Source organism: Enterococcus sp. AMC1252, assembly GCF_058216515.1.
The window spans coordinates 2151387-2176413 of record NZ_CM177097.1 but is presented as its reverse complement, the minus strand read 5'-3'; the positions used below and the strand labels follow the sequence as shown (position 1 = coordinate 2176413).

At 35.0% G+C, this 25027-nt stretch carries 21 protein-coding genes; 19 read left to right on the top strand and 2 right to left on the bottom strand.

What is annotated here, in order from left to right; genetic code table 11:
- The first annotated feature begins 88 nt into the window (after positions 1–88).
- The 5 genes from AC4BB5_RS10270 (at position 89) to AC4BB5_RS10250 (ending at position 4304) form a co-directional block, all read left to right on the top strand.
- On the top strand, positions 89–2047 hold the full coding sequence (locus AC4BB5_RS10270) for a beta-glucoside-specific PTS transporter subunit IIABC (protein WP_490456061.1): 1959 nt from the start codon (positions 89–91) through the stop codon (positions 2045–2047).
- The gene (locus AC4BB5_RS10265; protein ID WP_490456060.1) at positions 2044–3051 is read left to right on the top strand and encodes an ADP-ribosylglycohydrolase family protein; all 1008 of its coding nucleotides are present in this window, start codon (positions 2044–2046) and stop codon (positions 3049–3051) included. The genes AC4BB5_RS10270 and AC4BB5_RS10265 overlap by 4 nt, the downstream gene beginning before the upstream one ends.
- A gap of 94 nt (positions 3052–3145) precedes the next feature.
- Entirely contained in the window at positions 3146–3610 is a 465-nt protein-coding gene (locus tag AC4BB5_RS10260) for a hypothetical protein (protein WP_490456059.1), read from the top strand.
- A 14-nt stretch (positions 3611–3624) separates the two neighbouring features.
- A complete protein-coding gene (locus AC4BB5_RS10255) occupies positions 3625–4020 on the top strand; it encodes a sigma-70 RNA polymerase sigma factor region 4 domain-containing protein (RefSeq protein ID WP_490456058.1) in 396 nt (131 codons plus the stop codon).
- A gap of 74 nt (positions 4021–4094) precedes the next feature.
- Positions 4095–4304 (top strand): helix-turn-helix domain-containing protein, encoded by a 210-nt coding sequence (locus AC4BB5_RS10250; RefSeq protein WP_490456057.1) that lies wholly within the window; start codon positions 4095–4097, stop codon positions 4302–4304.
- Positions 4305–4452: 148 nt separating this feature from the next.
- Here the strand turns inward: AC4BB5_RS10250 and AC4BB5_RS10245 are convergent, their stop codons facing one another.
- The gene (locus AC4BB5_RS10245; protein WP_490456056.1) at positions 4453–5397 is read right to left on the bottom strand and encodes a hypothetical protein; all 945 of its coding nucleotides are present in this window, start codon (positions 5395–5397) and stop codon (positions 4453–4455) included.
- Positions 5398–5845: 448 nt separating this feature from the next.
- Between AC4BB5_RS10245 and AC4BB5_RS10240 the strand changes: the two genes are divergently transcribed.
- Both AC4BB5_RS10240 and AC4BB5_RS10235 read left to right on the top strand, forming a co-directional pair.
- Positions 5846–6202 (top strand): DNA-binding protein, encoded by a 357-nt coding sequence (locus tag AC4BB5_RS10240; RefSeq protein WP_490456055.1) that lies wholly within the window; start codon positions 5846–5848, stop codon positions 6200–6202.
- Between the two features lie 103 nt (positions 6203–6305).
- Positions 6306–7484 carry a tyrosine-type recombinase/integrase gene (locus AC4BB5_RS10235; RefSeq protein ID WP_490456054.1) on the top strand — a complete coding sequence of 393 codons (1179 nt, stop codon included), beginning with the start codon at positions 6306–6308 and terminating at the stop codon, positions 7482–7484.
- A gap of 497 nt (positions 7485–7981) precedes the next feature.
- Here the strand turns inward: AC4BB5_RS10235 and AC4BB5_RS10230 are convergent, their stop codons facing one another.
- Positions 7982–10402, bottom strand: a complete 2421-nt coding sequence (locus tag AC4BB5_RS10230) for a hydroxymethylglutaryl-CoA reductase, degradative (RefSeq protein ID WP_490456053.1) — start codon at positions 10400–10402, stop codon at positions 7982–7984.
- A gap of 185 nt (positions 10403–10587) precedes the next feature.
- Between AC4BB5_RS10230 and AC4BB5_RS10225 the strand changes: the two genes are divergently transcribed.
- The 12 genes from AC4BB5_RS10225 (at position 10588) to AC4BB5_RS10170 (ending at position 25017) form a co-directional block, all read left to right on the top strand.
- Positions 10588–11739: a hydroxymethylglutaryl-CoA synthase gene (locus AC4BB5_RS10225; protein WP_490456052.1), complete on the top strand. Its 1152-nt coding sequence runs from the start codon at positions 10588–10590 to the stop codon at positions 11737–11739.
- 409 nt (positions 11740–12148) lie between these two features.
- Positions 12149–12703 carry a hypothetical protein gene (locus tag AC4BB5_RS10220; protein ID WP_490456051.1) on the top strand — a complete coding sequence of 185 codons (555 nt, stop codon included), beginning with the start codon at positions 12149–12151 and terminating at the stop codon, positions 12701–12703.
- 211 nt (positions 12704–12914) lie between these two features.
- A complete protein-coding gene (locus tag AC4BB5_RS10215; RefSeq protein ID WP_490456050.1) occupies positions 12915–13328 on the top strand; it encodes a MerR family transcriptional regulator in 414 nt (137 codons plus the stop codon).
- Positions 13329–13446: 118 nt separating this feature from the next.
- Positions 13447–14430, top strand: coding sequence for an aldo/keto reductase (locus AC4BB5_RS10210; RefSeq protein WP_490456049.1), 984 nt, complete (start codon positions 13447–13449; stop codon positions 14428–14430).
- Between the two features lie 36 nt (positions 14431–14466).
- Entirely contained in the window at positions 14467–14883 is a 417-nt protein-coding gene (locus AC4BB5_RS10205; protein ID WP_490456048.1) for a cupin domain-containing protein, read from the top strand.
- 19 nt (positions 14884–14902) lie between these two features.
- Positions 14903–15217, top strand: coding sequence for a carboxymuconolactone decarboxylase family protein (locus AC4BB5_RS10200; protein WP_490456047.1), 315 nt, complete (start codon positions 14903–14905; stop codon positions 15215–15217).
- Between the two features lie 232 nt (positions 15218–15449).
- The gene (locus AC4BB5_RS10195; RefSeq protein ID WP_490456046.1) at positions 15450–16136 is read left to right on the top strand and encodes an alpha/beta hydrolase; all 687 of its coding nucleotides are present in this window, start codon (positions 15450–15452) and stop codon (positions 16134–16136) included.
- Positions 16137–16426: 290 nt separating this feature from the next.
- Positions 16427–17668, top strand: a complete 1242-nt coding sequence (locus AC4BB5_RS10190) for a sugar ABC transporter substrate-binding protein (protein WP_490456045.1) — start codon at positions 16427–16429, stop codon at positions 17666–17668.
- A gap of 118 nt (positions 17669–17786) precedes the next feature.
- The gene (locus tag AC4BB5_RS10185) at positions 17787–18671 is read left to right on the top strand and encodes a carbohydrate ABC transporter permease (protein WP_490456044.1); all 885 of its coding nucleotides are present in this window, start codon (positions 17787–17789) and stop codon (positions 18669–18671) included.
- A gap of 14 nt (positions 18672–18685) precedes the next feature.
- Positions 18686–19516 carry a carbohydrate ABC transporter permease gene (locus tag AC4BB5_RS10180; protein ID WP_490456043.1) on the top strand — a complete coding sequence of 277 codons (831 nt, stop codon included), beginning with the start codon at positions 18686–18688 and terminating at the stop codon, positions 19514–19516.
- 33 nt (positions 19517–19549) lie between these two features.
- Positions 19550–21697 carry a glycoside hydrolase family 3 N-terminal domain-containing protein gene (locus AC4BB5_RS10175; RefSeq protein WP_490456042.1) on the top strand — a complete coding sequence of 716 codons (2148 nt, stop codon included), beginning with the start codon at positions 19550–19552 and terminating at the stop codon, positions 21695–21697.
- A 14-nt stretch (positions 21698–21711) separates the two neighbouring features.
- Positions 21712–25017 (top strand): GH36-type glycosyl hydrolase domain-containing protein, encoded by a 3306-nt coding sequence (locus AC4BB5_RS10170; RefSeq protein WP_490456041.1) that lies wholly within the window; start codon positions 21712–21714, stop codon positions 25015–25017.
- The last annotated feature ends 10 nt before the right edge of the window (positions 25018–25027 follow it).

The window sequence follows — 25027 nt, the reverse complement described above, 5'->3', positions numbered from 1 at the left end:
CAACACCTGAATTGAGATGGCAATGAAGTAATCTACCTCATTGCTGCTGATTCGGTGTTGCTTTTTTATATGAAAGGAGAACTCTCTTATGGGAAAATACAAAGAACTATCGGAATTCATTATTAAAAATGTTGGTGGAAAGGAGAATATAAATAAATTAACACATTGTGTGACTCGTTTGCGATTTAACTTGAAAGACAATTCACTCATTGATGAAGAAAAATTAATGAAACATTCAGGGATAGTTACGGTTCAAAATGCTGGTGGAAAATTTCAAGTTGTAGTTGGAACACATGTAGCTGATGTTTACAGCGAAATATTGGAATTAACAGGTATTTCTAACAACAATGAAGGGGACAATGAAGAAAAAAAAGGTGGACTCAACAAACTCATCGACATCATCACAAAAGTTATTACTCCAGTAATTAGTCTGCTAGTAGCAGGTGGATTAATTCAAGGAATTACTGCTATCTTGATTGCGACTAATCTTCTAACTCAAAATGATGGTGCTTATTTTATATTAAGAGCTATGGGACAAGCAGTCTTCTATTTCTTTCCAATTATTTTAGGTTATACCAGTGCAAAAACGTTTAAAATGAGTCCTTTTGTGGGGATGATTTTAGGTGCAGCGTTGATTATGCCAGAATTACTACCTAATTTAACCGAAGGCGATTCCTTGTATACTCTTTTTTCAGGAACTGTTTTGGAATCATCGATCTATAAAACATTTTTTGGTATTCCAATTATGTTCCCAGAACATGGATATACTACAACAGTTATTCCAATTATTTTTTCAACTTTCTTTGCTTCAAAAATTGAACATTTCTTTAAGAAAAGAATTTCGCCATTAATGGCACATGATCTGGTTCCTTTTCTAACTATATTCATTTCAGTTCCTATAACTATATTAGTTATAGGTCCAATCACAAATATTGCTAGCTTGCTTATCGAAACTGGAGTAACAGGGTTAAATAACTTCTCTCCAATCGTAACTGCCGTTGTTGTAGCACTGATTTATCAACCGCTAGTAGTCTTAGGACTTCACTGGCCATTGATTACAATCGCTATTACAAATCTTGCAAATACTGGTAGCGACTATCTTATGGCGACTTGGTTTCCAGCTTCTTTTGCTCAAATGGCTGTGGTTCTAGCTGTTATGATACGAACGAAATCTCGACAAAGAAAAGCCATGGGCGTTCCTGCATTAATTTCTTGTGTCTTTTGTATTATTGAACCGGCCATTTATGGGTTCACGTTACCAATTGTTAAAAGATTCGCTTATTCCATGATTGGAGCAACTATTGGTGGCGTGATTATAACCCTATTCTCTGCAGATATGTTTGCTTTTTCATTCGGATTTTTGGGTTTTGCTAGTTTCATTAATCCTAATAATGGAAATATTTCAGGGGTGTTTGTCAGCCTAATAGCGGTAGCAATATCAATGTTAGTTTCGTTTGCACTCACGTACTTTACTTTTAATGAAGATCCTGCCGATGAAAAAGAAATAATGGAGAAGCCTAAAAAAACTTATAAAGATTATGAAGTAAACTCTCCGCTAAAAGGAACTGTATCAGCTTTAGGAAATGCTTTAGATGATATATTTTCTAGCGAGTCTATGGGGAAAGGCATATTGGTTTATCCAGCAGAAGGAAAAATATACGCTCCTTTTGACGGAACTTTAACAACAATGTTTCCTACTGGTCATGCAATAGGAATCACTAATTCAGACAAAAATATAGAATTATTAATTCATGTTGGTGTAGATACTGTGGAGTTAGATGGCAAATATTTCCATCCTAAATTCAAACAAGGAGACATTGTTAAGCAAGGAGATATTTTACTCGAATTTGATATAGACTCTATATCAAAAGCTGGATATAAAACAGAGACAGCTATTATTGTAACGAATTCATCTGATTATTTAGATGTTATAGAAACAGATAACTTAGGTGTCGATGAACTATCACCACTGTTAACTCTTATTCCTTTTAAAGAAAAAGGAAAAGAATTTATAAAAAACAATATTAGGGAGGAAATTGTTTCATGAAAAATTTAGAATTAGAAAAGAAAATTAAAGGATTATTAATAGGAGGTGCTGTCGGTGATGCAATGGGTATGCCAACTGAATGCTGGTCTCAGGATCAAATTAGAGCGGCATTCCCTGATGGTTTATCTACTTTTATTGATAGCGATGAGAATGATGTTTTAGGAAGAACTATGAAAGCTGGTTCTGTAACTGATGACACCATAAATACAGTTATGATTTTAAATTCTATTGTTGAGCAAAATGGTCACTTAACAGCTGAACACTATGTTAATAAACTAAAAGAATGGAATGATCATTCAGGTGTTTCAGAATATGTTTCTGGTCCATCTACATTAAAAGCACTTAAAAAAATTGAAAATGGGGTTCCTTTAGAAAAAACAGGTAGAGAAGGTACTACAAACGGGGCATCAATGAGAATTGCACCTATTGGTATTGTATCTGACTACAAAAAAATGGATGAACTAGTAGAAAAAGTCTATCAAATTTGCCTACCTACACATAACACAACCATTGCTATATCTGGTGCAAGTGCGGTAGCTGCATGTGTGAGCTATGTATTAAGCGGAGGTACAAGTATTGATGATATCTGGGACATTGCCTTTAAAGCTGTCGATGCTAGTAAGCACAAGGGGTGGGACTACCCTAGTTCTTCTTTAAAATTCAGAATGGAATACGCTAAAAATATTGTTCGAAATGAGAAAAAAGAAGATGCAATTAAAATGATTTATGAACAATTAGGAACAAGCGTTGAAACAATTGAAACAATCCCTGCAGTTTTTGCAGTAATTGATTTAGCTCAAGGTAATCCGATGGAGGCTGCAAAAATTAGTGCCAATATTGGTTGGGATACTGATACAATTGGAGCAATTAGTGCTGGAATTTGTGGTGGAATGCAACCTGAATTCGATGAAAAAACTACCAATCTACTAGAAACTATCAATGATTTAAATTTTGAAGAATTAACAAAAAATATTCTACCTTATTCACCTTATTTTCAATCATAAATTTAGCTAAAATTCTTCAAAAAAATAATTTATTTCGACACTTTTAGTTTCAAAAGTGATCCTCCCTCCTATTTACCTTTTAGGAGGGATTTTTATGTTAAACATACAAGAAGAAAAAGAGTGTATCTACCAATTAATGAGAGAATTAATCGCAGAAAGGAGAGATATTAGTAAACAATATTCTGAATTAAAACAGCGCTTGGATGAATTAAATTCTGTAGATCAATCACCCGATAAAGTTTCGTCTGGAGACAAAAAAGTAATTTCAGTATTCGAGCAAGAAAAAATAAAAAGTAAGGACTATTTGTTTAAAAAAAATAAAACACAGCATCATATTTCCTTTGATCGTGTATCTAAAAATATATTATCCATTTTAAAGCAAAGTCCAGTACCGCTGAGTAATCAACAACTATTGGAAAAATTAAATACGGAATATGAATTGTGTGTTTCTTATAAGAACTTAACTTGCAACATTTTACCCAAAATGCTAAAAGAGCGGTCTTTGCCTATTGAACGTGCTTACCGTGGTTATTGGCAATATCACCTGTCCCAAATATAGGAGGTGCTTGCGATATGAAAACAGAAATGGACATCACTTATATCTTTATTCGTTATGTTACTGTTACCTTAAAACGTCAAGCAAATGCCTTTTATAAACAACAGGGTAAAATATTTTCTCACGAATCTAAGGAATTAACAGAGTTCAATCAAAATGAGCAATCAGGAGAACTATGGTTTAATGAAAAGGGACTTACTCCCGAAGAAGTTTTTGAAATGAATTTTGAGAATGAACAACTTCGATTAAGTTTTTCATGTCTGACCAATGAAGAATTTTTCATTCTGAATGAAAAGTATCTAAAAAAACTTTCAGATGCAGAAATTGGAAAAAAACTGAATGTAAGTAGTCAAATGATCTCTAAAAAAAAGCGAAAAGTTTTTGGAAAGCTAAAAGAATTTCTTTTGCTTTAAAGATAACTGTTCGTAATAAATCACCACCAAAAAAAGTTTGAAGGCGCAAACTTAATGATTTAGGTGGAGGTATTATGACAGTCAATTTAGTTCCTCTTCTTCAAAAAGCACAAGATGGAGATGAAGAGGCATTGCTCGAACTATTCCTTTCTTTTGAGCCGTCCATTATTAATTATTCACGGCGTTACTCAAAACAAGTGAACAAAGATTGTTATCAAGAACTAGCTACTCAATTTATTGTGGCGGTACAGTCATTTGATCTTGATAAATATTTAAATGAATAGATAAAAATACAGTGATTCTGAAATCAAAAAAAGTTTCAGAATCACTGTATTTAGTTTATTGAGAGTAAAGAGAAAATATGATTTTTATCAATGTTTGGGGTTAAAAAATACTAATCTAAATATAATACTTCAACAAAAGAAATATGGTTCAAGTGGTCGAAGGTATGTTAAGTAAATCTGAGTTAATCTTATACGAAATTTCAAATCCTTTAGAGTCTACAGTAATAATCTCGTTTTCCAAGGCTTTTTCAATTTGGAGCTTTGCTGCTAGTTCGAATGAATTGAGTAATTCGGGATTGCTTAAAAATCTTCTTTTGATTGATCTTCTACTAATTAAGAAGTGTGTGTAAGGTCTATATAATGTGTTGCGGAAAAAATATTCTCTTATAAAGTTCGTAAAATTTGAAAGTGTTAAAAATACGTCTTTAGATTCCATATCTGCCACAAAGTGGTTTGAAAGAACAAAATCTTGAAATAGAGCGTTCATGTTTGATTCGTTTCCAATTGTTGCAACAATGGAGTCAATTTCATTTTCAACATATTTTGTTGAAGACCAAAAATGGATCATTATGAGAAGACTGAACATCCAAGTTACTAATAAAGTTGGGTAACTTATGGATATATTAGAAAAAAAAGTTCCAGCGAAGGTATGCTCAAAAATATTAGTTGGTATAAAAAATAGAGCTGATAAGGCAGTAAATATACCTGTACTGGTAAATTGTGGAACACGTGCTCTCTTTACGGAAGCGATTCTGAAAGTAGATAGATTACTTCTTATAGAATCATTTGTCTTCATAGATGATAAATCTGCTTTTTCAATATTTTGAGCAGCAATAATATTGGTTAATTCTCGTGCTAGAGCTAATGACAGTTCTGTATCAGTTTTTGATACTTCATTCATTGAAGATGTGGTCTTTTTTAAGTCGTCTTTAAGATTATTTAATTTGTACTGTCGTATAATTTCTTCATCCGAGAGTCGACTATGTTCAGATTTCAATGCTAATTCTTTAAGTTCTTTCTTTACTTTACTTTTTAAATCAGCCCAATTTTCAGCGTCAATATTAATTTCAGATATAGTTTCATTAAAATTCATGTTTACCTCCAATAAAATTAGATAATACTATTATACATGAAAACTTAATAGATTCATCTAATTAATCAATTTTCATTGTTAATGATCATGTTTATCATAATTTAGGTTATTTTCAAATTTTATGGTTTCAAAATGTCTGTCTCTGTCTATTTACCTTGTGAAGGCAAAAATAATGCCGATTGTTCCTTGAAAATTGAATAATGAACTTTTAAATTACGTTTTCTGTTATCAAAGCTATAGCATAATTACGCCAAGACTTTAGCGAGCGACATTTAGTTAATGCAAGATTTGATCTAGGTAATCAAGTTGCAATGATGGTGACAGAATATAATGATACTTCCGCAAGGCTCCCATAGACTGAGGAGAGGTGAAATTCCTATGTGCTTTACCTAAAGCGATTTAAAAGTGAGAGAATTTACAGTGTTTTGATTGACTAGCAAATTAGTAGATGAATATACGATGTCAAAAAGTCATGAAGTTATTTTTTTATGAACATGGAGGGATGAAAATTAATTTAGAATCTATCGAAAATCAGTTAATTAATACGTTAATTCCTTTTCTAGAGAGATACGCAACGACACTATTAAAAATAAATAGATTACCATTGGTTTTAACTAATGATGATTTAAAAAGAGAATTCCAAATTAGTGACAGTACATTAAATCGATTAATCAAGTTAACCGATTTTCCGAGCTGTTGGTATGGTATTCGAGGTCATTATTCAAGAGATCAGATAATGAGCTGGTATCAAAAAAATGACTATGAAAACTTTAGAGAAAAAATGCAGTTATTACGTTCAATATAATCTTCAAATTTGAGAGGAGATGCACTATAATAGTAGCTATAGAGAATATAGTAATTCAGATTTGGCTTTCCAACCTCCTTCAAACTGAGGAGGAAATGTAAGAATGGAAACAAAAGATCGTTTTAAAAAACATATTGGTGCTTCTGGTGAAGTTACTTGGTATTTTCAAGCATTCCGAACAACACGAAGAGGATTTAAAACAAAGAGAGAGGCACAATTAGAATTCTTGGAATTGAAAAAAAGTCGACAAAAGAGAAAGCAGTTGGTTAATTCAAATGAAAAATTTTCACTTGTTGCAGATCAATGGTTTTTATACTATAAATCCTTGAACGAGCAAAAGATAAGCACATATGATAAGCGTTCTGAATTAGTAGGGACTTTGAACAGGTGGCTGGGTGAAAAGAAATTGATTGATTTAACTCCTGATTTTTTAGAAGAATTAATGTTTTCTTTAAAAGAACGAGGGATAGACGGTGAGTCCCAAGGATATGCAAAGAACACATTGTATTCTTTAAGACAAACGCTAAATATGATTTTTAAGTATTGTGTAAAAAAAGGAATATTGAGTGATAATCCTCTAACGAATGTGCCAATGCCAAAATATCAAAAAAGTGTGACGGATTTAAAAAGATCGTTGAATTCCTTAGATGAAAAATATCTTACAACTGATGAACTTAGGATGCTGTTAAATTATTCAATTCTTCATGAAGAGTTACCACTAGCTACACTTTTTCATGTATTATTTTACACTGGTTGTCGCATTAGTGAAGCCTTAGCTTTGCAAAAAGAAGATATTGACTTTGAAAATAATGAAATTCTTTTTTATAAGCAAACTTCTGTAAAAGGAAAACAAATTGATTTCAAAATTGAGACCACTAAGTCAGTGAGTTCTGCAAGGCGAGTAGTGGTAACAGATTTAGTTATGGAAAAGTTGCAACAACTAATAACAGTTTTGGATAATCTGAATTCACAGTTTCCATTTAGAGTGAAAGAGAACTATCTTTTTGTTTATCTATCTCCATTTAAGAGAGGAATCCCTTATCGAAGAGAATATGTAAATGATCACATAAAGCGTTGTGTAGAACGTTGTGGAATTACCAAACCATTCCATACACACTTAACTCGACATACAATGGCAAGCTTAGTTGCACAGCACTGTAGCTGGGAAGTTCTAAAAGGACGATTGGGACATGCTGATAAATCTACGTCTGAAATTTATCGCCATTTAACTTCGGAAGAAAAAATGAAACCTTTGAAAGCATTTGAAATATTAGAAAGTTAAACTCAAATATTATGCAGTCACAGTGCATTCAAGCCAATAAGAATGGCTTTACGTTAATAAAAAACAAGCTTTTCACATGAATTAAAGAAATCCGTCGTTAAAAACTTGTTATTAATTAACAATGAACCCCTTGATTATCAAGGGGTTTTATTTTTTTGTCTACCTCAGGATTGGTGATCAAAATAAGTAGTGTAAAATGATCCCTATAATAATTGAAAAGCAAAGATAAGAAGGCGCTATGTATAAAAAAAGATTCTCTTTAGTTGCATTGTACTTAACTAACGATAGAATACTGAATACAAAAAAATTCTTGATAAGAACACGATACCACCTCAAAGCTAATTGCAGCATCTTATACTGAAAATGAGTAAATTGCTGCAGTACCTTTTTAGATGGCTTATAACATGGCAAAGTAGAATGAAAAGCGCATAAAAAATAAACTGTTAGCTAACAGTTTATTTTTTATTTATCGAGTTCTTTCCTAGTAAATAATTATTTTATTTTCTTAATTCTGATAGGAATGCTAGTGCTTGTTCTCGATTCATTGTTCCTGATTTTAGTCTCCTAGCAATGAGTTCGATTTCTGCTCCTTTGGCACCAACAGACATGGCTAAAGAGCGAGCTTGTAAGGACATATGACCTTGTTGAATGCCTTCTGAAACTAATGCACGTAAAGCAGCTAAATTTTGTGCTAAACCAATAGCTGCAATCACTTCTGCTAATTCTTTGGCATCTGTTACGTTTAAAATTTCTAAAGCAGCCTGAGCTTTAGGTAAAACACTAATGGCACCACCAACGGTTCCAATAGCCACTGGTAATTCTATTGTACCTTTTAAGGCATATTCAGTCATTTCCCAACGGCTTAAACCGTGATAACGATTTCCTTGAGCCGCGTAAGTGTGAGCCGCGGCGGCTACAGCACGAGTATCATTACCCGTTGCTAAAACGACAGCTTCTATTCCATTCATAATGCCTTTATTGTGTGTGGCAGCACGATAGGGGTCTAGTAGAGCAAGTTTTGAAGCTGCGGCAATTTTTTCTGCAACGAACCTTCCAGCTTCTAAAGTCCCTGTTTTACTTAAGCTAGCAAATGAAACTTCACAAGTAGCCGTTACGATAGATTCAGTTGCGTAATTGCTTAAGATGCTAAATAATATTTCATCATCAAACCATTGACGGAACAAATCTGTGACGCCTTCTAAAATAGAATTAAGGATATTTGCACCCATAGCATCTTTGGTATCAACAAGTAAATCCACTGATAAGTAGCTACTGTCCTCAGGAAAATGTCGAACTTGGATTCTTTTTAATCCGCCGCCTCGTCTTACAATAGAGGGATAGCTTTTCTCAGCTTGGATGAAAATTTCTTCTGAGAACTGGATGATTTTTTCTTCTATTGAGGTTGAATCTGTAACCTTCATAAAAACTATTTGACCTCGTAAAAGACCTTCTGTTAATTCACTGTGAATGCTGCCAGATTGTTGAATCATTTTAGCCCCGTTACTACATGCGGCAATAACAGATGGTTCTTCTGTTGCCATAGGAACTTGGTAGTGTTTATTGTTGACTAAAATATCCGGAACAATACCCATGGGTAAGGCCATTTCACTGATTTGATTTTCAATCAAATGATTAGCAGTATCTGTATCTAATGATACGTTTTCCAATTCTTGTCTGCTTTCTAAAGAAAGGCTACCATTTTCTTGTAAATACGCTAAGCGTTCTTCTCTTGATAGTTGATAAAATTTTTTATTTGTTGTTTTTTTTTTAGGACGTTCAATCAGCATAGCGAGTCCAATACCACCGCCAACACATAGAGAAGCCACTCCATACCGACCATTTGTGTCTTCTAACTGTTGTGCTAAAGTCGTTACGATTCGAGTACCAGAAGCACCAATTGGATGGCCTAAACTAATACCACCGCCCCAAATGTTGAGTTTTTCCTCAGGAATATTCAATTCATTTTGAACGACAATAGAAGAAGCCGCAAAAGCTTCATTGATTTCAAATAAATCAATGTCTTCGATAGTCAGATCATTGCGTTGTAATAAGGTTTGAATAGCCTTGATCGGTGAAATGCCCATTACGCTTGGATCGATTCCAATTTCAGTAACATCTTTGACGATAGCGAGATAAGGAATTTGATGTTTTTCTGCGAATGATTTTGAAGCTAAGATCATTGCGGATGCTGCATCGTTGATTGTTGATGCATTGCCTGCAGTGACCGAGCCATTTTCTTTAAAAACGGTTTTTAATGTACTTAATTTTTCTACAGTAGTATCTTTTCGAACGCCTTCATCGTGCTCAAAAATAGTACCATCGATGGAAAGAGGAATTATTTCCTTCACAAACTTTCCTTCAATTTGGGCTTTTGCTGCTTTCAATTGTGATTGAACAGCAAAAATATCTTGCATTTCTCGTGTAATGTTATATTGCTCAGCAACGTTTTCTGCCGTCAATCCCATCGCTTTACCGCTAAATGCATCGGTTAAACCGTCTACCATCATAGTTGGAGCAGGTTTTGAATAGGTGTCTGCTTCTTTGTAAGTGATAGCAGGAGCAGTTGTCATACTTTCTGTTCCGCCAGCTAAAATAACATCGGCCTGACCCAATTGGATAGCTTGCTTAGCTAGACTAATAGCTTTCATACCTGATCCACAAACTTCATTTACAGTAAAAGCCGGAACTTCAAAGCTTAATCCACTGTTGAGTGCAATTTGTCTTGCAGGATTTTGCCCATTACCAGCTTGTAATACGTTTCCAAACACGACTTGTTTTATATGTTCTGCTGCCTTTGTATTCCTTTTAAGTAACTCTTTTGTAACCGCGGTTCCCAACTCAACTGCAGATAATGATTTTAATTGTCCTCGATATTTGCCGATAGGCGTTCTCAAGGCGTCGATAATTACGATTTCCACGACGTCACCTCCACTATGAAATATACCATGGTTTGTGAAAAAAGAATACTCAATAAACCATAATAAAAAAACTTCCGAAATTCTTTAACAAATTTTAAATTGTTCTTTTTTCTACCAATCTTGCGCGATTTTATGATAAATTATACTATGTAGTGAATTGAGAATAACGACAAAGGAGATATACAATGAACGTTGGCATAGATAAAATCAGTTTTTTTGTTCCACCATACTATGTAGATATGACCGATTTAGCTTTGGCAAGAGGGGTAGATCCAAATAAATTTCATATTGGTATCGGGCAAGACAAGATGGCCGTCAATAAAAAAACGCAAGATATAGTAACATTTGCCGCAAATGCTGCAAAAAATATTTTATCAGATGAAGATAAAGATCAAATCGATATGGTGATCGTGGGAACAGAATCAGGTATCGATGAGTCGAAAGCATCTGCAATCGTTTTACATCGCTTATTAGAGATTCAACCATTTGCTCGCGCGTTTGAAATAAAAGAAGCTTGCTACGCAGGGACGGCGGCTTTACAGTATGCTGTAGCACATATTCAAAGTCATCCAGAAAGTAAAGTATTAGTCATTGCTTCTGATATTGCAAAATATGGATTAGCTTCAGGTGGAGAACCGACACAAGGTGCGGGAGCGGTTGCAATGCTGGTGTCAACCAATCCAAGAATTTTACAATTAAATGATGATAGTGTGGCACTAACGCAAGATATTTATGATTTTTGGCGACCAGTTGGACATGATTATCCAATGGTGGATGGACAATTATCTAATGAAACGTATATTCAAGCGTTTCAAAAGGTCTGGGAAGAATATCAGCGCAGACATAAAAAAACAATTGCTGATTTTGATGCCCTGGCTTTTCATATTCCTTATACAAAAATGGGGAAAAAAGCTCTGCTAGCTGCTTTAGAAGACGAGTCACCCGAAGAGCAAGAACGAATTTTAGCAAAATATGAAGCAAGCATTGTATACAGTCGACAAGTAGGAAACTTGTATACTGGTTCGTTGTATCTAGGTTTGATTTCATTATTAGAGAACGGGCAATTGAACGCAGGGGAACAAATTGGGTTATTTAGTTACGGTTCTGGTACTGTGGCAGAATTCTTTAGTGGCAAGTTAGTTGAAGACTACCAAAAATACTTGCGTACAGATCTTCATCAAAAACAATTAATAGAACGAAACGTACTATCTATTGCTGAATATGAAGAAATATTTAATGATGTTTTAGAAACTGAGGTAGATAGTGAGTATGAAGATTCGCTTCTCTTTAGTGTTGCTTCTATTTCAAATACAGTTAGATCGTACAAGGAAAATTAGTCAATTCGGAGTAGAAATAGAGTATAAAGTTATTTAGTATAATCGCTTATAGTTGAGTCTATTACCTGTGAATCACAAAAATGTATCAAACAATAAATAATTCCTGTCAAATTCAAAGCAATTGAACTTGACAGGAATTATTTTATATGGATGAAAGGTCAAAACGACTCCCTAGTTCCTTCAAGCTTCTGTCAGCGACGTTAGGGTGAAGCAATTTGCTATAGAAAAATACTAGTAATTTCTTTGTTAAATTTATCCATTTAATATATGTGCTCACCTAGCTGTAATCACGACTGTTATATCTGTGATATAACTTGAAAAAAAGAAATTGAATAGAATAAAGATATTACCACTGTATCAGATGAGTGATACAGTGATTAAGAGATGAACGGATAAAAAGGAGGAAATGATGAAAACTATCTATATTTTATTAACTCGTTCTACAACTTATATCTCACGCTTGATTCATTTGGCTACGTCAGATGATTATACACATGTTTCGATTTCTTTTGACAAAATGCTAACCCAATTCTATAGTTTTGGACGCAAGCATCCGCATTTTCCTTTACCAGCAGGACTTGTTCAAGAAAGTTTGACTAATTCTTTTTTTGATTACCACAAGGAAATGCCTTGTGTCTTGTATGAATTGAAAGTGACAAAATCAGTCTTTGCGCAAGCCTTGCAAGAAGTTCAACAAATGGTAACAGAAAAAAAGCAGTACCGTTACAGTATCATCGGATTGGTATGTTGCAAATTTTCAATTCCATATCAACGAAAGAAATATTATTTTTGTTCTCAATTTGTAGCGGAAATATTAGAAAAAAGTCAGGCTGTTATCTTACCAAAGCCACCGGAATTAATCAGACCTATAGATTATATGAATTTAGCTGTTGGAAATTGCTTGTTTACTGGAAGAGTTAGTGAGTTGGTTGCCAGTGTTGATTCATTGCAATTATCGTCATGATAAACGTTTTTAACAATCCATAACTAAACAAAGGTGGTATTTAATAACGAAGAGAAGTCTATTATTCTAAATGCTGTTATAGTTCTAAACCTTTATGCATCTCGTAAAATAGGGATGTAACTCAATGAGAGAAGTTGTATAGGACAAGAAAATTGTACTATAATAAAAAAGGAAGAGACTTATTGAGTGATGAGCAAAGGAGGATTGGGTTATGAATATAAAAAAGGTGAGTGAATTAAGTGGTGTTTCAGCAGATACAATTAGATATTATGAACGAATCGGCTTGATTCCACCTGTGAAACGTAGTGTTAATGGGATTCGCGAGTTCGATGAGGAAGATTTACGTTGGATTGTTTTTAGTAGACAGATGAGAAATGCTGGTTTATCGATTGAATCGTTAGTGGAGTATTTAACTCTATTTCAAATTGGAAATAAAACAGTTCCCGCTCGTAAAGAAATTATTGCCAATCAAATAGTAGAATTGAAAAAGAAGGCAACAGAACTAAACACTGCAATCGGAAGGTTAGAGTTTAAATTAGATAATTATGATGAGCATATGATTCCAGCAGAAAGTGCGTTAAGAGATTTTAATCAAAATAAGGAACAAAACAGAAAAAACTTCTAAACATTTTTGTTTGGAGTTTTTTTGTTTATTAGATAAATCTCTTGACTTAGAGTTCACTTTAAGAGGTATCCTATACTTAGCGACAAGAAAAAAGTAGTCATCATAAGGAGGATATTCAATGAATTATGTTAAATTTGGCAATACAGGAATGGACGTTTCAAGAATTTGTTTAGGTGCAATGGGATTTGGGGATCCAAAGAGTGGTTTTCATGAATGGGTGTTAGAAGAAGAAGAGAGTAAAAAAGTGATTAAGACAGCGTTGGATTTAGGAATTAATTTCTTTGATACAGCCAATGTTTATTCATATGGGGAAAGTGAACGGATTCTTGGAAAAGTACTGAATGAATATGCCAATCGTGATGAAATAGTTGTTGCTACGAAATTATTTACCACGATGAAAAAAGATGTGCCGAATAGCGGTGGTCTTTCGAGAAAAGAGATTTTCCATCAAATTGATGCTAGTTTAGAACGTTTAGGGATGGAGTATGTGGATTTATACATTATTCACCGCTGGGATTATAACACCCCAATTGAAGAAACGATGGAAGCTCTGCATGATTTAGTGAAATCTGGAAAAGTTCGCTATATCGGGGCTTCTGCTATGTATGCATGGCAATTTGCAAAAGCCCAAGCGGTAGCTGACAAAAATGGCTGGACAAAATTTGTTTCAATGCAAAATCATTTGAATTTATTATACCGTGAAGAAGAAAGAGAAATGTTGCCGTTATGTGAGGATCAGAAAATTGCTGTGACACCGTATAGTCCATTGGCATCAGGGCGTTTGACACGCGACTGGAGTGCGCAAACTAAGCGGTTTGAAACCGACAAGATGGCAATGTCAAAATATGACACTACAGCAGAGCAAGATCGCATTATTGTTGAAAGAGTAGCTGAAATTGCGAATAAACGTGGTGTTGAACGAGTACAAATTGCTCTTGCTTGGTTACTACAAAAAGGGCCGGTTGTTGCGCCGATTGTTGGTGCAACGAAAGAAAGTCACTTGACAAATGCAATCCCAGCTTTGGATTTAATCTTAACCAAAGAAGAAGTGCAGTATTTAGAAGAACCATATGTTCCGCATGTAATTGTTGGGCATAAATAAGCGGATATATGTTAATAAAAGTTGGGGGAATAGACAATGGCAAAGTTCGAAGAAATAAAAAATGGTGTGATTTTTCCAGTAGGAGAAAAAAATGATGCTTATGCACAATATTTTATCGGTCAAAGCTATTTAAAAAATTTGGTTACTGAGCCTGACATCAATGTGGGAATAGGGAATGTTACATTTGAACCTGGTTGTCGCAATAATTGGCATATTCACCGTGACGGATTTCAAATTTTGCTAATAACTGGCGGGGAAGGTTGGTACCAAGAAGAGGGGAGAGATGCTCAGTTTTTGACTGTTGGGGATGTTATTATTACCCGTGATGGCGTGAAACACTGGCATGGTGCTACAAAAGATAGCTGGTTTGAACATATCGCAATTACTGCAGGAACGCCAGAGTGGTTAGAACCAGTTGCTGATGCACTATATGATTCGCTGAAAAATGAATAAAAGATGGGAGTCTTACCTAATGAAAAAACAAACAGCTGGCAGAGATCAACTAGGCGTTTTTGCGCCGAAATTTGCAGAATTAAATGACGATGTATTATTTGGCGAAGTTTGGTCAAGAGAAGAAGAATTATCGTCGCGTGATCGTAGTTTGATTACCTGTTCAAGTTTATTAACCCAAGGGGTGCCTCAGTTAAAACCCCATATGGAAATGGCAAAACAAAACGGCGTGACTAAGGAAGAAATGGTGGAGTTGATCACTCATTTAGCCTTTTATACAGGTTGGCCAAAAGCGTGGTCAGCATTCAATCTAGCCAAAGAAGTTTTTGGTGAATAGAACAGATTATATTTAGTGTAAAAGTGAAACGCATGTTTCTTTTTAGCGATTCACTTTTTATGCTAAATTTTCATTAAGATTAATCAAAAAGTTGGAAATAATTGGGCACAAATAAGATAAAATGGTAAAGTTAAATATGAAAAAATTAAATGACATCGTTGGATGTTTTGTTATGTTTGAGAAACGATTGTTTTGATACTAAATTCATTTATCTATAAGAAAGAGAGGCAAAATGAAAAAAAGAGCAATATTGATTATTCATGGGTTCGGTGGTAACGAAAAAGAAATCCTTTATTTACATGAAAACTTAAAACAAAATAATCTTGATTCATTTTGGATTCGATTGACCGGACATGATGGAAATAAACAAAGCTTTTCAAAAGCGACAGCTGATCAATGGTTAACAGATGTTGAGAATAAATTAGAGGAGCTTGAACAAGAATATACACATATTACCTGCATTGGTTTTTCAATGGGAGGGTTGTTGACGATTCAAGTATCAGAAAGAGAATCAATAGACCAAATAGTTTTATGCAACACACCAATCTATCTATATAATGCTAGCATAATTGTGCAAGATGTTATGAAAGGTTTGTTATTAAAAAAAAAAGCGCAGCTGAATTATTATTTTGAATCTGCACAAACGGCGTCTATACAAGCGTGTTTTCAATTTTTGTCAGTGTTAAAAAAAACTAAGACCAAACTGAAAATGAATCCTCCAACAGCACCCAATAAAAAAATGCTTATTTTACAGAATAGGGAAGATGAAATTACATATTATAAAAGCGCATATTACTTAGCTAAAGCAATTAATGCACATGTATTTTTGAGAATTTATGAAAAAGGTCGACATCAATTATTTTTGGGAGAAAATAAAAACTTGGCTATAAATGATATTAAAAAATTTATCCGGCAATGATTTTTTGTATAATTATATGACTGTTGTATGGCAAAACAATCTTATTGAGTAAGTAGAAATACTACAATAAGGTTGTTTTATTTTTTTATTGAGAATAGAAAATCGTTTTATCAAACTGTGTTTATTACGAGCATTCGGTGAAACGTTTCTCTATTCGTTTGAATGAATCCTCGTTATCTGAGGGAAATTAAGCAGTATAAAGAGAAAGAAAACGCTTGCTTTTATTCGTTGCAAGGAATATAATCATTTTTGTAGAAACGTTTCACTAAATAATATTGAGGAGTGGAAGTATGAAATCATGGAAAAAGCTTTGCTTACTTGGAACAACTTTATTCGCAACTGTAGGTGTAATGGCGGCATGTTCTTCAGGAGATAAAGAAAGCGCTTCAGATGAATTGACATTTTGGTATATGGGTGATGGCGATCAAGGAATCAAGCCAATCGTTGATGAGTTTACAAAGGAGTCTGGAATCAAAGTCAAAATTCAAAGTATTCCATGGTCTACTTCTAGAGATAAGTTATTAACAGCGGTGGCTTCTAAAGAAGGCCCAGATGTTGTGCAAATGGGGACGACATATATGAGCGAATTTGTCGATGCCGGTGCTCTAATGGACATAACGGAGGATGTTAAGAACAGTGATGTCATGAAATCAGATAATTTTTTTGATGGTTCAGTTGCTACAACTGAATTTGATGGAAAAGCATACGCAGTACCGTGGTATACAGAAACCCGGGGACTCTATTATAGAAAAGATTTGTTAGAAAGTGTTGGTTACAAGGAAGCACCTAAAACGTGGGATGAGCTAGCTGATGCAGCGAAAAAATTAGCAGCACGTGGTGAAAATAAATACGGTTTTGGTGTTGAATTGAAAGAACCAACATTTGGTTTTATGTTTGCTCGTCAAAATGGCTCTCAATTATTTGATAAAGGTGACAAACCACTATTTAACCAACCAGAAATGATTGATGCTTTAAAATTTTTAGATAAATTAGTACAAGATGGGTCTGCACCTAAAACAGATCTAGGTCTAGAAATCGGTCAAAGCTTTGGTGGTGAAGGTGTTGTACCAATGTTTATTAGTGGTCCTTGGATGATTAATAGCATCAAAGATTCTGCTCCTGATATTGACGGAAAATGGGGTGTTGCTGAGTTACCAAAAGGCCCTAAAAACAATATGTCTGTAACAGGTGGGGCTAACTTAGCAGTTTTTAACAGTTCTAAGAAAAAAGAGGATGCAATGAAATTGATCGAATATTTATCAAAATCTGAAAACCAAACCAAATTCTTTGAAAGTACGAATTCACTTCCGACCAATAAAGGGTCTTGGAATTCCGATGTGTTCAAAAGCGATCCACTAATTTCAGTTTTCGGGAAACAATTGAATGAGTCACAACCAATGCCGTTGTTAAAACAATGGGATGAAATCTCTCAAAATTTTATGAAGCAATGGGAGCAAGTTGTTGTAAGCGGAAAGGATCTCCAAGAGGCTATGGATGAGCTAAACGAACAAACAGAAAGCTTGATTAAATAAATTTAAGTAAAAGTAGGAGCAAAAGCCTAGAATGTGTTATTTATTATTTCTCTGATAAATCATAGACACACCCCTGTCTTTTGTTCCTTCTATTGATTTGGCAAGGAGGAATAGAACAATGAAAAAGTCAAAATCCCCTTATTTCTTTATAGCTCCAGCCGTAGCATTATTACTTGTTTTTTCGATTATACCGATTTTTATTGCCGTAACGATTAGTTTTACCGATATGAGTTTAGCTGGTTTGGCAGATTTTTCTCGAATCAATTTTGTCGGGTTTGATAATTATTTGAACATATTTAATGATAAGGTTTTTGGACAAGCAATGTTCAATACGGCCTATTATGTGATTATCGGTGTCCCACTTGTCATTACCTCTGCATTGGCTTTAGCTATTATGATCAATTTTGGTGAAAATAAATTTTTCTCATTTATGCGTTTAGTATTCTATAGTCCATCGATCACAAATACTGTCGCAGTATCTGTTGTTTGGATGTATTTATACAATCCAACGATTGGCTTATTAAATCATTTATTATCTTACTTAAATGTAGGGCCTATTATGTGGCTAACAGATCCCAGTACATCGAAGTTTTCTCTGATTATTATAGCTGTTTGGAAAGCAATCGGCTTGAATATGTTGATTTTCCTAGCGGCGATCCAAGGGATTCCTAAAGAATATTATGAAGCGGCGGAAATCGATGGTGCCAATAAATGGCAGCAAATTTTAAAAATCACCATCCCACTATTAAAATTTTCGATTTTCTTCGTGACGGTAACGACCTTGATTGGTTGGTTCCAATTTTTCGATGAACCTTTCGTTATGACAAAAGGAGGTCCGCTAGATAGTACTTTATCTGTTGCATTATTCATTTATCAAAGAGGTTTTCAATACAACAAGTTTGGCTATGCTGCAGCAGGATCTGTAATTTTATTCATCGCGATCATTATCGTAACTAGTATTCAAATGAAAATCCAAACGAAGCAAAAAGAAAATGAAGGCTAAAAGGAGAGAACGTTATGAATTCACATAAAAATGCGCAAATGAGTTTTAAGCTTTTTATCGGTATCCTTCTAGGCGTTCTGGGTATTATGACCTTTTTCCCATTTCTTTGGATGATCTTTTCTTCATTTAAAACCAATGCGGAAATTAATCAGATCGTTCCTAGTTTATTTCCGAAGAATGCGACATTTGATAATTTTAAAGAGCTTTTTATCAGGCTTAATTTTGGAACGTATCTTAAAAATACCTTGATCATAACAGCCTGTTCATTCGTAGGCTTGTTATTAAATGCTATGGCAGGATATGGCTTTGCTAAGTTTGATTTTAAAGGCAAAAATCCGCTTTTTCTAATGGTATTAGCGACTATGATGATTCCAGGTCAAGTAACGATGATCCCTGTGTATTTACTTTTAAACTCTTTTGGTTTAACGAATACTTTGATTGGTATCGTTTTGCCAGGCTTAGCGGGAGCCTTCGGAATTTTTCTTTTCCGACAGTTTATGAACAACATCTCAAATGAAATGCTTGAAGCGGCTCGACTTGATGGCGCGAGTGAATGGTACATCTTTTTCAAAGTCATCTTACCACTAAGTCGTCCCATTTTGGCTGTTCAAGGAATCTTAACGTTTATCGGCGGTTGGAACTCATTTTTATGGCCGTTGATCATTGCGAATGATGAAAAATATTATACGTTATCGGTCGGCTTACAATTACTACAAGGCCAACATGGTTCAAACTATGCCTTACAAATGGCGGGAGCAACATTTATGGTGATTCCGATTTTAATTGTATTTTCGATTTTCCAAAAGTATATTTTACAAGGATTTAATGTATCTGGAATGAAATAAAAGAGAACAATATAAAGGAAAAGGTGAATAAATATGGAGCAAAAGCAACTAATAGATTTACTAAAGCAGATGACACTAGATGAAAAAATAGGTCAATTACTTCAATTAGCAGCAGAATTTTACTCAGAAAAAGCAGAAGAAAAGACAGGGCCCATGACGGATCTTGGCTTGACACATGAAGATATCAATAATGCTGGAACGACACTTGGCATTTCAGGAGCAAAAGAAGCGATTCGTGTGCAAAAGACCTATATGGAAAACAATCGATTAGGCATTCCAACTATTTTGATGGCCGATATTATTCATGGATTTCGCACTATTTTTCCGATTCCTCTTGGCTTAGGCAGCTCATGGGATGTAGAGGCGGCTAAGAAAGTTGCAGAAATTTCAGCGAAAGAAGCAGCTGTATCCGGGTTACACGTGACATTTTCACCAATGGTCGATTTAGTTCGTGATCCTCGTTGGGGGCGTGTCATGGAATCAACAGGAGAAGACCCATTTTTAAATAGTCGATTTGCAGAAGCGTTTGTTAAAGGGTATCAAGGGGATGACTTACAAAATGACTTCTTCCGTGTAGCAGCTTGTGTCAAGCATTTTGCAGCATATGGTGCAGCAATTGGTGGACGAGATTACAATACGGTCAACATGTCTGAAAGACAATTGCGAGATAGTTATTTACCAGGATACAAAGCGGCTCTTGATGCTGGCGCCAAGTTAGTCATGACGTCGTTTAATACGGTAGATGGTGTTCCTGCGACTGGGAATAAATGGTTATTTAGAGACGTATTAAGAAAAGAATTTGGATTTGATGGTGTGGTGATTTCTGACTGGGGAGCTGTAATTGAATTGATTCCTCATGGTGTAGCAGCAGATAAAAAACAGGCCGCAGAACTTGCAATAAAAGCAGGGGTTGATATTGAAATGATGACGACTTGCTATACCGAAAATTTAAAAGAATTGATTGAAGAAAAGGTTATTGACGAAGCAATTCTTGACGAAGCGGTTTTAAGAATTTTAACGCTAAAAAATGATTTAGGTTTATTTGAAAATCCCCATCGAGGTGCAGATGTGACGTTGGAAAAAGAGTTGGTTCTATCGAAAGAACATCGGGACATTGCTAGAGATGTTGCAAGAAAATCGATTGTCTTATTAAAAAATGAGGCAATCTTGCCATTATCTAAACAAGATAAAGTTGCCATTGTAGGGCCAGGCGCTGATTCTAATGATGTTATTGGTGTATGGTCTTGGCAAGGAAAAAAAGAAGAAGCAGTTTCTTTAGCACAAGGTGTAAAGCAACTTAATGCAGATTATTTGATTGGGAAAGAAGTGTTTGACTATTTTGAACCAACTCAAGCGGCAATTGATGAAGCTGTTTCTTTAGCTGAAGGAGCAGATAAAGTAATTTTAGCCCTAGGAGAAGAGGATTGGATGAGTGGGGAAGCATCAAGTCGTAGCGATATTCGTTTACCACAAGCTCAATTAGACTTATTCAATGCTATTCAGGCTGTAAATGACAATATTATTGTGACGTTGTACAATGGTCGCCCACTTGATTTAGAGGGGATTGATTCTGCAAAATCGATTGTTGAGGCGTGGTTCCCTGGGACAGAAGGTGGTGCCGCGTTAGCAGATATTCTTTACGGAGAGTATAATCCAAGCGGCCGTTTAAGCATGTCATTTCCTGAAACGGTGGGTCAAGTACCTGTGTATTATAATTACGATAATACAGGCAGACCTTATAAACCAGGGGATGAAAAGTATGTATCAAAATATTTAGATGTTTCGAACTATGCTAAATATCCTTTTGGTTTTGGTTTAAGCTATAGCGAATTTACCTATACCGACTTTAACTTAAGCTCAAATGAAATAAAATCAAATGAAGCTATCACTGTATCCGTTACTGTAGAGAATCAGTCAGATATACAAGGGCAAGAGACTGTACAATTGTACCTACGTGATCAAGTTGGTGAAGTTGTTCGTCCAGTGAAGGAATTAAAAGGCTTTGAAAAAGTAACGCTTAAAGCGCATGAGAAAAAGACAATTCAATTTGTCATTACAGAAGAACTGTTACGCTATGTTCATAGTGATCAAACAGTTGTCAGTGATGCGGGATCTTTTGATGTAATGGTTGGATCAAATAGTAGAGATGTGTTAACTAAAACCTTTAAATTATTGAAATAGATAGGAAGATTGAGATGGCGTATCAAAAACGAACGATTGAAAACGGTGGAACCACGGTTTCGTTTTTAGAAACTGGAGATCTTTATGAAATAATGCATGGAAATATTATGATCAATCAGCTGAATGGAAATCCCTTGGATGGTAGCTGTAACCAGATTTATCTGAGAGTTTATGATGAAAATGGTATTCAAGCAGTACCCATGATAGGTTCTAACTCAAAAAGTAAATTTCAAGTGTCAAAGGAACAAGCTTCATGGAGTGGTGTATTTTTAGAAGTATCTTATCGAGTCGATTTTCAAATTGCCAAATCAGGTATTTGGTTTTGGCAGGTAACAGTGAAAGGCTCTGGTCAGAAAATAGACCTCATCTACGGCCAAGACATCGGCAATGCAACAAAAGGGGCTGTGCAATCAAATGAAGCATACATGTCCCAATACGTGGATCATCATGTTACAAAAGCAGGTGAGACGATCACAATCTCATCTCGACAAAACCAACCGCAAGAAGGTAACTTTCCAGTAGTCGAACAAGGAAGTTTAAATAAACTAGTCGCTTTTTCGACAGATGGGTATCAATTTTTTGGTCGTGAGTATAAAGAAACAAATCAAGCAATCGCGTTGACTCATGAAAGGCTAGCGAATGAAGTGTATCAATATGAATTTGCCTATATCGCATTACAAACAGAAAGATTTGACGTAACGGGTCAATCAATGACGGTCGTTTTTTATGGAGCACCAATTAAAAATCAACAAACCGTCATTCAACAACCACTGATTTCTAAAGCAATTATCAAGGAAAATTACGACTCGTTAAAAATAGAAAATAGTAGAGAGCAAGGGAAGGTCGTTGAGAAAAGAATCGGTGATTCGATTACAGGTGAAACGTTAACGGAAAAAGAGCGGAACCAATTATTTCCTACTCAAAACCTAGTTGAAACAATCGATGGTCAAATTGGTTCTTTCTTTACTGAAGAGTATCATCATGTTGTTTTAAAAGAAAAAGAAGTGGTAATGGAAAGAGCGCATGGGCATATTTTATTAAGCGGCGCCGAACTTGATGTGGCAAATCCAGTACTAAGTACAACGGTTTATATGTATGGTTTATTTAATTCCCAGATTGTTTTAGGCAATACCTCAATGAACAAATTAATGAGTAATAGCCGTAATTCATTAAATGTCATGAAACAATCTGGGCAAAGAATCTATATCAAATATGGCGAGCTTTGGCGATTATTAACGATGCCATCTGCTTTTGAAATGGGATTAAACTCTGCCACATGGTATTATAAATTAGAGAATGATATAATTACGGTGAGAACGTTTACGCTATGTGATGCTAGAGAAGTTATCACTGAAGTAAAGAGTCAGCAAAAGATAAATTATACGTTCGCTGTAACGAATCACTTGGTGATGAACGCTGATGAAGAAGAGCCAGCTTATACAACTACGAAAGAAAATAATTTAGTGACAGTAAAAGCATCAACTGATTCTGTTATCCAGCAAGAATACCCAGAATTAACATATTACTTTTCTCTAGATAAATCATTTGAATTGACAGATGAACGTTTGTTTTTAGCGGATGAATCAACTGAGCGCTTAACTGTATTTGTACTCGAGGATCAATCAGAGTTTTCTATGCATATCCAAGGAACCTTTACAGGGGAAACATTCGACGTAGTGAATACCAACTATCAAGTAGAAAATAATCAATTCTTAACTTTTATAAATGGATTATTAAATCATTTCCAGTTAACGCATGCAACCGAAGACGTCGACACAATGAATGCTTTAGCTCGCTGGTACACGCATAATATGCTCGTTCATTATTTGTCACCTCATGGATTAGAACAATATGGTGGCGCTGCATGGGGTACACGCGATGTTTCCCAAGGACCAACAGAATTTTTCTTTGCAGTCAATCGCCCAGAAGTTGTGCGTTCAATTATTCAAACTGTTTATGCAAACCAATTTCAAAATGACGGAAATTGGCCCCAATGGTTTATGTTTGATCGATATGAAAAACAAAAGGCCGATGAAAGTCACGGAGATGTGATTGTTTGGCCGATGAAAATCGTTGCAGATTATCTGGCTAAAACCAAAGATTTTGGAATTTTGGATGAGAAAATCCCCTATACGGACCGCTCGACGTTTTTAAAAACGAAAGAAAATTATCTTTTATTCGACCATATAAAAAAAGAAATTCAATTTATTGAAGATAATTTTTTAGAAGGAACGTACTTATCATGTTATAGCGATGGGGATTGGGATGATACCTTACAACCTTATGATAATAAGTTGAAAAAATATATGGCAAGTAGCTGGACAGTTGCTTTAACTTATCAAGTGGTAAATAAACTGGCAAATCTATTAAAAGAAATTGATGCTGAGTATGGGGAACATTTACAAGGATTAGCTCTAAATATCAAAAAGGATTTTGAAACATATATTTTATCTTCTGAGACGATTCCAGGATTTGTTTATATGGAAGATACAGAGCATGTGGAATTTATGATTCATCCAACTGATAAAAAAACAGGGATCCAGTATCGTTTACTCCCTATGACACGAAGCATGATTGCTGAATTGTTGACGACTGAACAGGTAGAGCACCATTATGCTATTATTAAAGAGCATTTAGAATTTCCTGATGGCGTTCGTTTGATGAATCATCCTGCTGCTTATCAAGGTGGGGTAAGTACAAACTTTAAGCGTGCTGAACAATCGGCAAATTTTGGTCGTGAAATCGGGTTGCAGTATGTTCATGCCCATATTCGTTTCACAGAAGCTATGGCCAAATTAGGGAAGACAGATGAAACGTGGCAAGCATTGAATCGAATCAATCCGATTCAGATAAAAAATCACGTGAAAAATGCGGAAATTCGACAAGCAAATGCTTATTTTAGCAGTTCCGATGGCGACTTTAAGACTAGATATGATGCCCAAGAAAATTTTGGGAAACTAAAAGAGGGTCGAGTTGGTGTCAAAGGTGGCTGGCGAATTTATTCTAGCGGACCAGGTATTTATATGAATCAGTTATTGACAAATGTATTAGGTATTCGTGAAGACAAAGAGAATGTGGTTTTTGATCCTGTATTACCAACTAGTTTAGATGGATTAGAAATGAGGTATCAATTAGCAGGAAAAGTGGTACGAATCGTATTTCATTTAACCAATCAAAAAGAGTTCATTTTGGTAAATGGTACTGAGCTGTCTGCACAAAGAGAACAAAATCCATATCGGCAAGGCGGCTTGAGCGTCCAGTTAGATGAATTTACAGCATTATTAGATAGGCAAGAGAATCAAATAGATATTTTTTGTTAGGAGATGAGCA

What these genes read in the sequence shown, in the direction of transcription:
- AC4BB5_RS10220 (WP_490456051.1), top strand. Translation starts at nt 12,149, where the DNA reads ATGAAAACTATCTATATTTTATTAACTCGTTCTACAACTTATATCTCA.
- AC4BB5_RS10270 (WP_490456061.1), top strand. Translation starts at nt 89, where the DNA reads ATGGGAAAATACAAAGAACTATCGGAATTCATTATTAAAAATGTTGGT.
- AC4BB5_RS10240 (WP_490456055.1), top strand. Translation starts at nt 5,846, where the DNA reads ATGAATATACGATGTCAAAAAGTCATGAAGTTATTTTTTTATGAACAT.
- AC4BB5_RS10250 (WP_490456057.1), top strand. Translation starts at nt 4,095, where the DNA reads ATGACAGTCAATTTAGTTCCTCTTCTTCAAAAAGCACAAGATGGAGAT.
- AC4BB5_RS10185 (WP_490456044.1), top strand. Translation starts at nt 17,787, where the DNA reads ATGAAAAAGTCAAAATCCCCTTATTTCTTTATAGCTCCAGCCGTAGCA.
- AC4BB5_RS10225 (WP_490456052.1), top strand. Translation starts at nt 10,588, where the DNA reads ATGAACGTTGGCATAGATAAAATCAGTTTTTTTGTTCCACCATACTAT.
- AC4BB5_RS10195 (WP_490456046.1), top strand. Translation starts at nt 15,450, where the DNA reads ATGAAAAAAAGAGCAATATTGATTATTCATGGGTTCGGTGGTAACGAA.
- AC4BB5_RS10175 (WP_490456042.1), top strand. Translation starts at nt 19,550, where the DNA reads ATGGAGCAAAAGCAACTAATAGATTTACTAAAGCAGATGACACTAGAT.
- AC4BB5_RS10260 (WP_490456059.1), top strand. Translation starts at nt 3,146, where the DNA reads ATGTTAAACATACAAGAAGAAAAAGAGTGTATCTACCAATTAATGAGA.
- AC4BB5_RS10170 (WP_490456041.1), top strand. Translation starts at nt 21,712, where the DNA reads ATGGCGTATCAAAAACGAACGATTGAAAACGGTGGAACCACGGTTTCG.
- AC4BB5_RS10255 (WP_490456058.1), top strand. Translation starts at nt 3,625, where the DNA reads ATGAAAACAGAAATGGACATCACTTATATCTTTATTCGTTATGTTACT.
- AC4BB5_RS10235 (WP_490456054.1), top strand. Translation starts at nt 6,306, where the DNA reads ATGGAAACAAAAGATCGTTTTAAAAAACATATTGGTGCTTCTGGTGAA.
- AC4BB5_RS10245 (WP_490456056.1), bottom strand. Translation starts at nt 5,397, where the DNA reads ATGAATTTTAATGAAACTATATCTGAAATTAATATTGACGCTGAAAAT.
- AC4BB5_RS10190 (WP_490456045.1), top strand. Translation starts at nt 16,427, where the DNA reads ATGAAATCATGGAAAAAGCTTTGCTTACTTGGAACAACTTTATTCGCA.
- AC4BB5_RS10200 (WP_490456047.1), top strand. Translation starts at nt 14,903, where the DNA reads ATGAAAAAACAAACAGCTGGCAGAGATCAACTAGGCGTTTTTGCGCCG.
- AC4BB5_RS10210 (WP_490456049.1), top strand. Translation starts at nt 13,447, where the DNA reads ATGAATTATGTTAAATTTGGCAATACAGGAATGGACGTTTCAAGAATT.
- AC4BB5_RS10205 (WP_490456048.1), top strand. Translation starts at nt 14,467, where the DNA reads ATGGCAAAGTTCGAAGAAATAAAAAATGGTGTGATTTTTCCAGTAGGA.
- AC4BB5_RS10265 (WP_490456060.1), top strand. Translation starts at nt 2,044, where the DNA reads ATGAAAAATTTAGAATTAGAAAAGAAAATTAAAGGATTATTAATAGGA.
- AC4BB5_RS10180 (WP_490456043.1), top strand. Translation starts at nt 18,686, where the DNA reads ATGAATTCACATAAAAATGCGCAAATGAGTTTTAAGCTTTTTATCGGT.
- AC4BB5_RS10215 (WP_490456050.1), top strand. Translation starts at nt 12,915, where the DNA reads ATGAATATAAAAAAGGTGAGTGAATTAAGTGGTGTTTCAGCAGATACA.